This window comes from Streptomyces sp. NPDC059256 (assembly GCF_042753785.1).
In the GTDB taxonomy this organism is placed as follows: Bacteria; Actinomycetota; Actinomycetes; order Streptomycetales; family Streptomycetaceae; genus Streptomyces.
This window is the reverse complement of sequence record NZ_JBHYZO010000033.1, coordinates 1-12,489: the sequence shown is the minus strand read 5'-3', so window position 1 is coordinate 12,489 and position 12,489 is coordinate 1. Positions and strand designations below refer to the sequence as shown.

Below are 12,489 nucleotides of genomic sequence, written 5' to 3'. Positions count from 1 at the left end.
CCCAGGGGCGGGGTGGGAACCGTGCCCGGTCCGGCGGTTCGGCCGGGGTGCTGCGGCGGAGCCGGTGGTGGCCCCGCCTCCCCACCGCGGTCAGCTGTTCGGGCCCTCCCTGTCAGCGGGCCGCCCGGTCGGTGTTGCGGAACCTCCCGTACCGGACGGTCCACCGCCGTGCCCGGGGTCCGTGGGCCTGCGGGGCTGCTCACTGGGGCGCGGAGGCCGGTCCCGACCGCGCCCGCTGCGCCAGAAGACCATGCCGATCAGCAGGGCCACCACGGCGATCCCGATGAGGAGCGGACCCAATCCGGAGATTCCGCCGGCCTCCGCCAACGGTTCGAGCCTCTGCTCGCCTGCGAGGAGGAATTCCTCTGTCGTGGTCATCCGGGCCGTCCCTTCGTCCGATGGAAACCGGTTCTTCACAGCGGGTGCCCCGAGAACACCCGAGATCACCTGTGGTGATCCGGATGATCGAGGCACCGGGGTCGCCCGGAGGCCGGCCGCCCGGTGCCCGGTACTGTCGCCGCACATCGACCCCGCACCGGGGGTCGCCATGCGGGAGGGTCGCCTTGACGAAGCTGCGCTGTGCGGTGTTGGACGACTACCAGGGCATCGCACGATCCCTGGCCGATTGGCCGAGGATCGGCCAGCAGGTGGAGACCGAGTTCCTGAGCGACCACCTCGGGTCCCAGGACGCGTTGGTGGCGGCGATCGGGCACTGCGAGATCGTCGTCATCATGCGCGAGCGGACACCCTTCCCCGCCGAACTCTTCGCCCGGTTGCCCAGGCTCCGACTGTTGATCACATCGGGGATGCGCAATGCGTCCATCGATGTGGCGGCGGCGGCCAGTCATGGGGTCACCGTGTGCGGTACGGCCAGCAACTCCGAGCCACCCACCGAGCTGACCTGGGCGTTGATCCTCGGTCTGGCCCGACAGGTGGTGCCCGAGAACACCGCGCTACGCACGGGCGGCCCCTGGCAGCACACCCTGGGCGCCGATCTCCACGGTCGCCGCCTCGGGCTGCTGGGCCTGGGCAAGATCGGCAGCAAGGTGGCAAGGATCGGGGCCGCGTTCGGCATGGAGGTGATGGCGTGGAGCCAGAACCTCACCGCCGAGCGGGCGGCCGAAGCCGGTGCGATCGCCGCCGGTTCCCTGGACGAACTGCTGACGAGCAGCGACTTCGTCTCGGTGCATCTGGTGCTCGGCGATCGCACCAAGGGGCTGATCGGTGAGAAGGAGTTGCGCCGGATGCGCAGCAGCGCCCATCTGGTCAACACCTCGCGGGCGGCGATCGTCGACCAGGCGGCGCTGCTGCGGGCACTGAACGAGGGATGGATCGCGGGGGCGGGAGCCGATGTCTTCGAGACGGAACCCCTGCCGCTGGACGATCCGCTGCGCACGGCACCGAACTTCCTCGCACTGCCTCACCTGGGTTACGTGACCCGGCGGAACTACGAGAGCTACTTCAGCCAAGCCGTCGAGGACATCGAGGCGTTCTTGGCAGGGAGCCCGGTGCGGGTCCTGAGCTGATCTCCCGCACCGGAGCCCGTGCGCGTCCGGGGACGATCTGCGGACGAGGTGGGGGCGGGCGGCAAGCCCGCCGCTGCCGCCGCGTCCCGCTTCTGGACCCGCCCTCTCAGGCGGTGAACTGGCCCGAGGAAACTCCCGTCTCGTCGTACCCGACCAGTACGGAGGTGTACCCGTTGTGGACGTCCCAACTGGGATAACTGGTGAGCTCCCAGGGTGCGTCGACCACCCCGGGTCCACACGGCAGGGTTCCCGAACCAGACGATATGCTCAAGGGCATGAACTGGGACGCGGTGAAGCTGACGGGCATGGTGCTTCCGGTCGGTCCGGTACAGGTGTAGGTGCCCCCGACGGTGAGGGTGCCGGAGCCGAAGGGGATCGGCGAGGGGGACGCGCTCGCCCACTGCACCACTAACGTCCTGGTCGACTGGGGCAGCGCGGTGGCACTGGGAGCGCTGACGCCCAGCGCGACCAGAGCGGTGGCGGCGAGAGAGGCGATCAGCCGGGGTCGAATGGTCAGGCTCATGACATGCTCCTCCAACGGGTGGGCCGGGGCGCCCACGGGGACGGAGCCATCAGATCTACCGGCGCACAGGCCGCGAGGACAGTCGCACACCCCGGCGCGCAGGAGCAGGGGCCTGACACGGTGGGCGGGCCCTCGTACGGCGACACCCCATGTGACCAGGGGTTCGACCCCTTATCAGGACACCGCCTTCGCCGCTTTTGACCGGCATGTCAAGGTTGGTGGTGTGATAGACGGTGTCGACCAGAAGATTATGCAGGCGCTCACCCGGGACGGCCGGACGCCCTACACCGTCCTGGCGCGCGAGGTGGGGGTCTCCGAAGCCACGGTGAGACAGCGGGTGGGACGCCTCCAGGAGAGCGGTGTGCTGCGCATCGTCGCCCTGTGCGATCCGCTGACCCTGGGGCACCAGTCGGTGCGGTTGATGATCCGGGTGCGCGACCTCACTCCCCGGGCCGTGGCCAAGACCCTCTCCGGAATGCCGATGATCAACCATGTGGCACTGGTCGCCGGGAGTCAGGACATCTTCTTGGAAGGGACCTGCCGCGACCAGGCGCAACTGGTCCAGCTCCTCGATGACATCCGGATGCTGCCGGGGGTCTCCCGGGTACAGGTGCTCCTGCTGCTCGAACTCTTCAAGGACTACTCGTGGAGCGGCCTGGCCAGCGCGGTCGGCCAGCGCGTCACCGAGGAGGAACCCGGCTAAGAACCCGGCTAGGAAACCCGAGCAGGTCGCGTCTGACGCAGGACGCCGTTCGGGCAGGAAGGGCGTCGCAGGGCGGACGGGATGCGTCAGGACACGCCCCAGCTCGGGACACGACCTAGCTCGGAATGATCCGCTCCCCCGGGCGCACCGGCACCTCACGGAAGCCGGCCCAGAGGTAGGAGTCCTTGAGCACCTCCAGCACGGTGAGCGCTTCCGCGTGTGCGACCCCGTTCACCCGACGGACCCGCTCGGTGAGCAGTTCCGCCAGGTGTTCGAGATCCCGACAGCGCACATCCACGATCAAGTCATAGGGCCCCACGCAGGAGGCCACGTAGCGCACTTCCGGCATCCGGGAGAGCTCTCGTGCCACCAGTGCGACCGGGATGTGGTGCACCCGTACGGCCAGGTGCACTTCCATCTCCCCCATACGGACCGCGTCGGTCATCCCCACCACCTGGAGGATGCCCTTGCGCTGAAGCCGCTGGTAGCGGGCGCGCACAGAGGCTTCCGAGAGTCCGACCGTACGACCGATCTCGGCGAAGGAACGGCGCCCGTCCACCCGCAACTGATCGATGATCTGTCGATCGAGGTCGTCGATCACCGGCACCTCCGAGCGGACGACCGCCGGGCGACCCCGGTGGTGAGTCGGGCCCGACAGAGATATGTGCTAGCTCCATCTATCATCGCCCACTCATGTCGTTTTACCTACCGACTACGAGATACGTGGAAATACACCCCGCTTTCCACGGTATTCGTCGCTGGTTCATCTATCCGGAGGGTCTCTGTCTACCGGACGCTGTGTCCACCCCAACCGCCCCGGACAAGGAGACCAGCGCATGCACACCACACCTCCCCCCGACCGGACGTCCCGGTGACGGTCACCACCGCGCAGCCGCCCGTTTCCCCGGCGACCGGGCCCCAGCAGCCCGCCGCTGCCGGAAAGGAGGCGCGGGCCCGCAAGGCAGTCGTGACAACGGCCCTCCTCGCGCCGGCCGGGCTCACGGTGGTGGGTCTGGTCCTCGTCCCCCTGCTGCTGGTGGTCCGCAACAGCTTCGCGTCGGCCGACTCCTACGGCGGCATCCAGGGCGGCTTCACCCTGGCGAACTACCAGGACCTGCTCGACCCGATCTACCTCAAGGTCTTCGGCTACAGCCTGGGCATGGCAGCGCTCAACACCATGGTCTGTCTGGTCCTCGGCTACGTGGTGTCGTACTACCTCGCGAGTCGACCGCCCCAGCGCCAGATGCTGCTGCTCCTGCTGATCATCCTGCCGTTCTGGACGGACTTCCTCGTCCGTACCTTCGCCTGGATCAATCTGCTCAGCCCCGGCGGCCCGGTGAACAGCCTCACGGACGCCATCGGCTTCACCAGCGGCCCCACCCAGTGGATCCCGAGCCAGGGCGCCTCCTTCATCGGTCTGGTGTACGCCTTCCTCCCCACCGCGATCTTCCCGATCTACGCCTCCCTGCGCGGGGTGGACAACTCGCTCGGCGAGGCCGCCCGCGACCTCGGCTGCGGTTGGTGGCGGGTGCACAGCCGGGTGCTGCTGCCCATCTCCCGACCGGGAATGCTCGCCGCGGCGCTGCTGACCTTCATCCCGACCCTCGGCGTCTTCGTCATCCCCGTACTGCTGGGCGGCGGACGCGACCAACTCGTCGGCAACCTCATCGTGACCCTGTACACCGAGTTCCGTAACCAGCCCATGGGTGCCGCGGCCTCCGTGGTCCTGCTGGTGCTGATGGTCGCCTCCATGGCGGTGTTCGGACTGGCCGCCCGACGCCTGAGGAGGAAGACGGCATGAAGCACGCCCTGGACACCGTCACCGCTTGGCTCGCCCGCGGTGTCATCGCCTTCCTCTACATCCCGATCATCGTCGTCGTCGTGCTCTCCTTCAACGACTCGGAGATCACCTACAAGTGGGCCGGTTTCTCCACCCGCTGGTACGGAAAGCTCGCCGACAACACCGAACTGCTGGCCGCCCTGAGGGTCAGTGCCGAGGTCGCACTGATCTCGGCGACGCTCGCCACCGCCTGCGGTCTGCTGGCCGCCATGGGCATGGCGCGACTGCGCGGCAAGGGCAAGGCGCTGTTCTCCGGCAGCCTCTTCCTGCCGCTGATCATTCCCGAGATCGTGCTCGGCGTGGCCCTGCTGTCGGTCTTCGGAGCGATGGGCGCCGACCTGGGCATGACGACCCTGGTCCTGGGCCACCTCGTGGTCACCCTGCCGTACGCGGCACTGATCGTCCTGGGCGCCTACAACGCCCTGGACTCCTCCCTCGCGGAAGCGGCCACCGATCTCGGCTGCAACGCCTGGCAGGCGTTCCGCCGGGTGACGCTGCCGCTGCTGCGTCAGCCCCTGCTGGCGGCCTGGCTGCTCTGCTTCACCATCTCCTTCGGCAACATCGTCATGTCGACGTTCACCAACGGCGTCGGCAGCACCACCCTCCCGCTGCGGGTGTACTCAATGCTCAAGGGCGGTCTGACGCCCGAGATCAACGCACTGGGCACGCTGCTCGTGCTGTTCACCCTGCTGATCATCCTCGGTGTCGGAATGCGTCAGATGCGCCGCGTCCTCATCGGCGGCGAACGCTCCTGACCCCTTGCACCACCACCCTCCCCCGGCTTGAGAATTCCAGTGAAAGGCACCCCGTCATGCGTGGAAGAACTCTTCGGCGAACCGTCCTGGCCGCCTCCATCGCCACCGTCACCGCCCTGGTCGCCACCGGCTGCGGCGGCTCGGACTCCGACTCCGCGGGCGGCGGGGGCAAGGAACTGAACATCTACGCCTGGGCCGGGGAGATCCCCGAGACCGTGGTCCAGAAGTTCGAGAAGGAGACCGGCATCAAGGTCACCCTCGACACCTTCGACAGCAACGAGACGATGACCGCCAAGCTCAGCTCGGGCTCGGCCGCGTACGACCTGATCGAGCCCAGCCAGTACAGCGTGCAGCAGCTCATCGGCCAGAAGCTGATCCAGCCGCTGGACCACGCGCGGATCCAGGGCCTGGACAACCTGGCGGAGAAGTTCCGGGACCCGTCCTACGACAAGGGCAACAAGTACAGCATCCCGTGGATCTGGGGCACCACGGGCTTCGCGTACAACGACAAGTGCATCCCGTCCGCGACCAGCTGGAAGACCCTGTTCGACAAGAAGTACAAGGGCAAGGTCTACATGTTGGACAACATGCTGGCCGCCTACATCGCGGGCCTCCAGGTGACCGGCTCCCGGGCGACCAGCACCGACGAGGGCGAGATCAAGAAGGCCACCGAGGCGCTCACCGAGCAGAAGAAGATGCTCGCCGGCTACAACTCGACCAACTACCCGCAGCTGCTCTCCACCGGCCAGGCGTGCGCCGCCGAGGCGTGGAGCGGTACGGCGATGGCGAAGGTCGTCGCGGCCAACCCGAACGTCCACTACGTCATCCCCGAGGAGGGCGGCTCCATCTGGACGGACGGGCTCTCCATACCCAAGGGCGCCAAGAACACCGATGCGGCGTACCAGTTCATCAACTACCTGCTGAAGCCCGAGATCGCCGCCATGGCCACCGACGACGGCGGCAGCGCGAGCACCAACGCCAAGGCCCGTGACTTCATCAAGGACAAGAAGACGCTGGACAACCCGGCGATCTACGCGTCCGACGAGTCCATCGCCAACGCGGACTTCCTGCTCGACCCGGGCCAGGCCATGAAGCACTTCCAGCAGGGCTGGACCAAGGTGAAGGCGTCCTGACATGACGGTATCGACACACGCGCCGCAGCAGGCGCCCCCGGAGACGGACACACCGGCGGTACGGCTCACCGGGGTCGGCAAGACGTTCGCCGGCACCCCCGCCGTCCAGGACGTGACCCTCGACATCCGGCGCAACGAGTTCTTCTCCATCCTGGGGCCCTCCGGCTGCGGCAAGACGACCCTGATGCGGATGATCACCGGCTTCGAGGTGCCCACCGAGGGCACGGTCGAACTCGGTGGCGTCCCCGCCACGGGCGTACCGCCGCACAAGCGGGACCTCAACATGCTCTTCCAGAGCTACGCCCTCTTCCCTCACCTCAATGTGCGCGACAACGTTGCCTTCGAACTGAAGGTGCGCCGCAGCCACCCCAAGGCCGACATCGCCCAGAAGGTGACCGAGGCACTCGCCCTGGTCCGGTTGGAGGGATACGGCGAGCGCTCCATCGCCCAGCTCTCCGGTGGACAGCGGCAGCGCGTCGCCATCGCACGGGCACTCATCGGCCGCCCCTCGCTGCTGCTGCTCGATGAGCCGCTCGGGGCGCTGGACCAGAAGCTGCGGGCCGAAATGCAGTTGGAGCTCAAGAAGATCCAGCGCGAGGTCGGGGTCACGTTCGTGACGGTCACCCACGACCAGGAGGAGGCGCTGACCATGTCCGATCGCATCGCGATCATGGACGGTGGTCGGGTCCTCCAGGTCGACAGCCCCGAAGCCATCTACGAGCGTCCCGCAACCCGGTTCGTCGCCGACTTCATCGGCACGTCCAACTTCCTCACCGGCACGCTCGGCGGCGGACGGCTCGGAGTGGACGAACTCGGCAACATCCCGGTGCCGGGCGGGCACGGCGTCGCCGATGGCACCGCGGTCCATCTGGCGATCCGCCCGGAGAACGTGCGGCTGGGGCGGGTCGAGAACGACCTGGCCGGAGAGCCGATCAGCCTCCCGGGCACGCTCCAGCAGATCGTCTACCTGGGCAACGCAACCCGCTACCACCTCACCCTCGCGGACGGCAGCGACTTCGTCGCCGAGGCCCGTGGCGCCGACCGCAGCTCCCTGGCCGTGGGCGATCCGGTGTGGGCCGGGTGGGACCCCGAGCGGTCCCGGGTGCTGGACCGGTGAACCGCCCACAGAGCCGTGGGGCACTCCCCCCGACGGCCTCCCCCGCACCGGTCCGCCCGACCGTCGAGCACCCGACGACGTCCCCCATCACCCCGCCCCTGACCAAGGAGGCACGACCGTGAAGGTCGCCGCAGCACAGTTCGCCCCGACCGCAGACGCGGCGGCCAACCTCGTCGTCATCGAGGAGATGACCCGGGAGGCGGCCGAGCAGGGTGCCGAACTCATCATCTTCCCCGAAGAGGCGATGATCCCGTCCGACGTCTGTGACACCCCCCTGCGGGAACTCGCGGAGGCCCACTGGCCCGGCTTCATCGAGGGCGTCAGCCGGATCGCGTCCGAGTTGGGCATCGCGATCATCGCGCCCGGCTACGAGGACAGCGGTACGGCACTGCCGTACAACACCATCGCCGCCGTCGACGCGAACGGTGAGGTGCTCGGCCTCTACCGCAAGATGCACCTCTACGACGCCTTCAACTACCAGGAGTCGCGGCGGGTCCAGCGCGGCGACACCGGGCCCGTCGTGGTCCGCATTGGGGACTTCAACGTCGGCCTGGTCAACTGCTACGACGTGCGCTTCCCCGAGTTCACCCGCTCGCTGATCGAGATGGGTGCGGATCTGCTCGCCGTGTCGGCGGCCTGGGTCCGCGGTCCGCTCAAGGAGGACCACTGGTCGACGCTGGTGCGCACCCGGGCGATCGAGAACACCTGCTGGGTGGTGGCGTCGTCCCTGACCACACCCGACTGCATCGGCATGAGCATGGCCGTCGACCCGCTCGGTGTGGTGCGGGCGGCGCTCGGCGAGGAGGAGCGCTCGCTGCTCGTCGTCAACGCCGACAAGGACCGCATCGACCGGGCCCGCACCGTACTGCCGGTGCTCCGCAACCGCCGCATCATCATCGGACCGAGGTAACCCCGCCATGCCACTCGACATCCGCGAACTGCCCGGCCCGCTCGACGCCGAGCAGACCGAACTCTTCGACAAGCTGCGCCAGGTGGACTTCCCCACCCTCGGCCACTATCTGGAGGAAGGTTTCTGCGAGCCTGCGCTCCAGCGGCAGGCCGGCACCGACAAACTGGTCGGCCGCGCGGTGACCGTCCGTACCACCGCCACCGACTCGACCCTGCTGCACCATGTCGCGGGGCTCGTCCGGCCCGGTGACGTGGTCATCATCGACTGCGGTGGCGATCGACGCCACGCCCCGCTCGGCGAGGTCGTCGTCAATGCACTGGCCGCCCGTGGTGCCGCAGGCGCCGTGGTGGACGGGCTGTGCACCGACATCGACGCCCTGCGCCGGGTGGGCCTGCCCGTGTACTCCTACGGCCGCACCCCCCTGACCACCAAGCTGCACGGCATCGCGGACGGCTCGATCGGCGCACCCGTTTCCATCGGCGGCGTACCCGTCCACACCGGCGACGTGGTGCTCGGCGACGCCAACGGCCTGATCATCGCGTCCGCCGCTCGCCTCGCCGCCGTCGTCGACGAGGCGATCACCGATGACGCCGAGGAGCCCGAGTTGATCGCACAGCTGTGGGAGGGCGAGCCGCTGGGCTCGCTCACCGGTGCCACCGAAACCGTGCGGCGCCTTCAGGCATCCGTCTGACCTGCTGAGAACCACCCAGAACCACAGTCGAAAGGCCCATCGTGTTCCTCAAAGCCGCCATCAACGGCGGGCGCTTGCAGTCCGAGCACCCCGCCGTCCCGGTCACCCCGGAGGAGATCGCCGCGGACACCCTCGCGGTGACCTCCGCCGGCGCGGACGTCGTCCACTTCCACGTCCGCGAGTCGGACGGCGGACAGACCATCCGACCGGACGCACTCGCCGAGGTGCTCGCCGCCATCCGCGCCGTCGCCCCGGATGCCGTCGTCGGCACCACCACCGGACTGTGGACCTGTGCGGGCCCCGAGGAGCGCTACGAGTTGGTCAAGTCCTGGACCGTCCTGCCCGACTTCGCGTCGGTCGCCTTCAGCGAGGAGGGCGCCACGGAGACGGCCGCCCTCGTCGTCGAGCGCGGCATGGTGCTGGAGAGCGCGGTGTGGACGATGGACGACGTGCCGGCACTGCTCGCCTCGCCCACGCTCCACGACAACGTGCGCATCCTGATCGAGCCGGTCGAGGAGGATCCCGCGGAGGCGGTCGCGGCGGCCCGTGCGATGGCCGCCCGGATCAAGGAGGCGGGGGTGACCTGCCCGATCCTGTACCACGGTGACGCCGCGACCGTATGGCCGCTGGTGGAGGCGGCGAAGGAGGACGGCTGCCAGGCGCGGATCGGCTTCGAGGACGGTACGGAACTGCCCGACGGCAGCCATGCCGCTGACAACGCGGAACTGGTCCGCGCGGTTCGCGCCCTGGCACCCCGGAGCTGACCGGTCGGGCACCCCGCGCGGGCCGCGGGCCGCGAGCGGTGCCCGACGGCGCGGGTGATCCCACCTCCCGCTGACAGCGACGCCGACCAGAACCCGTCCGCGCGGGTGGAGCCGCCTCGGGTGCACCGCACCGGGGCGGTCAGAGCCCACCCGCGCGGACGGAGCCATCAGCGGGGGCGTCACCCACCCGTACGGACGGTGCGTCACCCCGCGCGAGGGCGTCCGAGCCGGCCGTCCCACCCCTTCGGGCACCGAACCCATCCATCCGCCCCACCCCTGTGGCGAGTGGTCATGATGGCCCATAGCTTCGGCTCATGACGCAACAACATAAACGGCATAAGCGACAGATCGCATGTGTTGTGGGGATGACGGCGACACTCCTGACCGGCCTGGTCGCCGCCGCGCCCACCGCCGCCTCGGCCGCCCCGCACCTCGTGCGCGCGGGCGAGTCCATCCAGGCGGCCCTGGACGCGGCCTCCCCCGGCGACACCGTCCACGTCCTCCCCGGTACCTACCGCGAGAGCGTACGGATCACCACATCCGATGTGACCCTGCGCGGCTCGGGCGCGAGGACCGTGATCTCACCACCCGCTGGCGCCGAGGCCAGCGGTCCCTGTGCCGGCCACGGCATCTGTGTGGTGGGCACCGCCGACCAGGACCTCACGGACGTCTCCGTCCGGTCGTTGACCGTGACGGGCTTCGCGCAGCACGGTCTGTGGGCCTCGCGCACCGACGGCCTGAGCGTGCGCGAGGTGACCGCCCGGGACAACGGAGTCTGGGGACTGGCCCAACAACGCTCCACCCGGGCCGTCTTCCGAGACAACACCGCCACCGGAAACGGTGACGCCGGCATCTTCCTCGCCAACGCCATCGACGCGGAGGGCGGGGCCACCGACGTCGACGGAACCCTGATCGCGGACAACCACCTGTCCGACAACCGCATCGGAATCACCGTACGACGGGTCCGCAACCTCACCGTCCGGGCCAATGAGATCTCCGCCAACTGTGCCGGCCTGTTCATCGTCGGCGACGAGTCGAAGCCGGCCGCGGGAGCGATGTCCGTCATCGGCAACACGGTCGAGAAGAACAACAAGCTCTGCCCGGCGACCCCCAGACTGCCCGCGATCCAGGGCTCGGGAATCGTACTGACCGGCTCGGAAGCGAGCGTCATCCGCGGCAACAAGGTCCTGGACAACGTCGGCTCCCAGCCGATGTCCGGAGGCATCGTCCTGGTGCCGAGCATGGTGGGCGCCACCAACACCGACAACACCATCGAACACAACGACGTACGCGGCAACACCACCGCCGATCTGGTCCATCGCGGCGAAGGCAGCGGAAACACCTTCACCGGCAACGTCTGCCAGTCCTCCGAACCCGCAGGGATGTGCTGATGACCACGCTGAGCACCCGCCCCGACCAACCCGCCTCGGCCGAGACGACCCCGCCACCGGCCATGCGGCTGCGCGAACTCGTCTTCGGAGCGGCCGTCTCGGCAGCCGTGCGCGCCGCGGCCCGACTGAAGGTCGCCGACGCACTCGACGACGTACCGGCAGCGGCGGAGAAGCTCGCCGCTGCCCTCGACGTCGAGCCCGGCCCGCTGCGCAGACTGCTGCGCACACTGTCCTGCTACGGCGTCTTCGAAGAGCGCCCCGACGGCACGTTCGGCCACACCCCCATGTCGCGGATGCTGCGCGAGGACGACCCGCAGAGCCTGCGCGCGATCGCCCTGTGGTGCACCGAGCCCTGGACGTGGGCCGCCTGGCCGCGTCTCGACGACGCCGTGGCGAGTGGCGGCATCGTCTTCCAAGAGCTCTACGGCAAGGGCTTCTTCGAGTATCTGCACCAGGACGCCCATGAGTCCGCGCAGGTGTTCAACCAGGCGATGACCACCTCCAGCCGGCAGTCGGCCGACGACGTCGCGCAACTGCTCGACCTCACCGGCGTCACCTCGGTCGCGGACATCGGCGGCGGTCAGGGCCATGTGCTCGCCAGTCTGCTGGAGAAGCACCCCGAGGTCCGTGGCTACCTGCTCGACCTGCCCGATGTGGTGGCCAAGGCGGACCCCCGGCTGAGGCCGGGCGGAGCCCTGGCGGACCGGGTGACGGTGGTGCCGGGCGATGCGCGGCGCGAGATCCCGATCGACGCCGACCTCTACATCATCAAGAACATCCTGGAGTGGGACGACGAGTCCACGCGCAGCACCCTGCGCAATGTGGTGGAGGCCGCCCGCCCGGGCGCGCGGGTGGTGGTGATCGAGAACCTGGTCGATGACACTCCGTCGATGAAGTTCACCACCGCGATGGACCTGATGCTGCTGCTGAACGTGGGCGGGGCCAAGCACACCAGGGAGTCCCTGGTGCAGCGCATGACCCAGGCGGGTCTGGCTCCGCTCGTGGTGCGTCCGGTGAACGCCTACCTCCATGCGTTCGAGTCCACCGTGTGAGCGCCTCTGCGCCCCCCGCTCGACACAACGCCCGGTGCCCCGGCCCCTGTGACAGGGGCCGGGGCACCGGGCGTTGTGTACCGC

Annotated in this window: 14 protein-coding genes; 11 read left to right on the top strand and 3 right to left on the bottom strand. The window is 68.9% G+C overall.

The window, feature by feature from the left end:
• Positions 1-90: 90 nt before the first annotated feature.
• The gene (locus tag ACFXJL_RS33320) at positions 91-378 is read right to left on the bottom strand and encodes a DUF6479 family protein (protein WP_358878435.1); all 288 of its coding nucleotides are present in this window, start codon (positions 376-378) and stop codon (positions 91-93) included.
• 185 nt (positions 379-563) lie between these two features.
• On the opposite strand from ACFXJL_RS33320, the gene ACFXJL_RS33315 reads away from it, so the two are divergent.
• A complete protein-coding gene (locus ACFXJL_RS33315; RefSeq protein WP_384698890.1) occupies positions 564-1,526 on the top strand; it encodes a D-2-hydroxyacid dehydrogenase family protein in 963 nt (320 codons plus the stop codon).
• Between the two features lie 106 nt (positions 1,527-1,632).
• Here ACFXJL_RS33315 and ACFXJL_RS33310 read toward each other — a convergent pair whose 3' ends face one another.
• Positions 1,633-2,049, bottom strand: coding sequence for a hypothetical protein (locus tag ACFXJL_RS33310; protein WP_358878433.1), 417 nt, complete (start codon positions 2,047-2,049; stop codon positions 1,633-1,635).
• A 223-nt stretch (positions 2,050-2,272) separates the two neighbouring features.
• Here ACFXJL_RS33310 and ACFXJL_RS33305 point away from each other — a divergent pair, with 223 nt between their 5' ends.
• Entirely contained in the window at positions 2,273-2,752 is a 480-nt protein-coding gene (locus ACFXJL_RS33305; protein WP_384643681.1) for an Lrp/AsnC family transcriptional regulator, read from the top strand.
• 115 nt (positions 2,753-2,867) lie between these two features.
• On the opposite strand, the gene ACFXJL_RS33300 is transcribed toward ACFXJL_RS33305, so the two are convergent.
• Complete coding sequence (locus ACFXJL_RS33300; protein ID WP_358878431.1) at positions 2,868-3,353, bottom strand: Lrp/AsnC family transcriptional regulator; 486 nt, start codon at positions 3,351-3,353, stop codon at positions 2,868-2,870.
• A gap of 270 nt (positions 3,354-3,623) precedes the next feature.
• Here ACFXJL_RS33300 and ACFXJL_RS33295 point away from each other — a divergent pair, with 270 nt between their 5' ends.
• The 9 genes from ACFXJL_RS33295 to ACFXJL_RS33255 all read left to right on the top strand — a co-directional run bounded on the left by ACFXJL_RS33295 (position 3,624) and on the right by ACFXJL_RS33255 (position 12,405).
• Positions 3,624-4,553, top strand: coding sequence for an ABC transporter permease (locus ACFXJL_RS33295; protein WP_384698885.1), 930 nt, complete (start codon positions 3,624-3,626; stop codon positions 4,551-4,553).
• Entirely contained in the window at positions 4,550-5,347 is a 798-nt protein-coding gene (locus ACFXJL_RS33290; RefSeq protein WP_358932677.1) for an ABC transporter permease, read from the top strand. Before ACFXJL_RS33295 ends, ACFXJL_RS33290 begins: the two co-directional genes overlap by 4 nt.
• Before the next feature lie 56 nt (positions 5,348-5,403).
• Positions 5,404-6,480: a spermidine/putrescine ABC transporter substrate-binding protein gene (locus ACFXJL_RS33285; protein WP_358878428.1), complete on the top strand. Its 1,077-nt coding sequence runs from the start codon at positions 5,404-5,406 to the stop codon at positions 6,478-6,480.
• 1 nt (position 6,481) lies between these two features.
• Positions 6,482-7,597, top strand: coding sequence for an ABC transporter ATP-binding protein (locus ACFXJL_RS33280; RefSeq protein WP_358878427.1), 1,116 nt, complete (start codon positions 6,482-6,484; stop codon positions 7,595-7,597).
• 118 nt (positions 7,598-7,715) lie between these two features.
• On the top strand, positions 7,716-8,507 hold the full coding sequence (locus ACFXJL_RS33275; protein WP_358878426.1) for a carbon-nitrogen hydrolase family protein: 792 nt from the start codon (positions 7,716-7,718) through the stop codon (positions 8,505-8,507).
• A 7-nt stretch (positions 8,508-8,514) separates the two neighbouring features.
• A complete protein-coding gene (locus ACFXJL_RS33270) occupies positions 8,515-9,198 on the top strand; it encodes an RraA family protein (RefSeq protein ID WP_358878425.1) in 684 nt (227 codons plus the stop codon).
• A 41-nt stretch (positions 9,199-9,239) separates the two neighbouring features.
• A complete protein-coding gene (locus tag ACFXJL_RS33265; protein WP_358878424.1) occupies positions 9,240-9,962 on the top strand; it encodes a 3-keto-5-aminohexanoate cleavage protein in 723 nt (240 codons plus the stop codon).
• A gap of 365 nt (positions 9,963-10,327) precedes the next feature.
• Positions 10,328-11,353 carry a nitrous oxide reductase family maturation protein NosD gene (locus tag ACFXJL_RS33260; RefSeq protein ID WP_384643696.1) on the top strand — a complete coding sequence of 342 codons (1,026 nt, stop codon included), beginning with the start codon at positions 10,328-10,330 and terminating at the stop codon, positions 11,351-11,353.
• Complete coding sequence (locus tag ACFXJL_RS33255; protein WP_358878422.1) at positions 11,353-12,405, top strand: methyltransferase; 1,053 nt, start codon at positions 11,353-11,355, stop codon at positions 12,403-12,405. Before ACFXJL_RS33260 ends, ACFXJL_RS33255 begins: the two co-directional genes overlap by 1 nt.
• Positions 12,406-12,489: the final 84 nt, after the last annotated feature.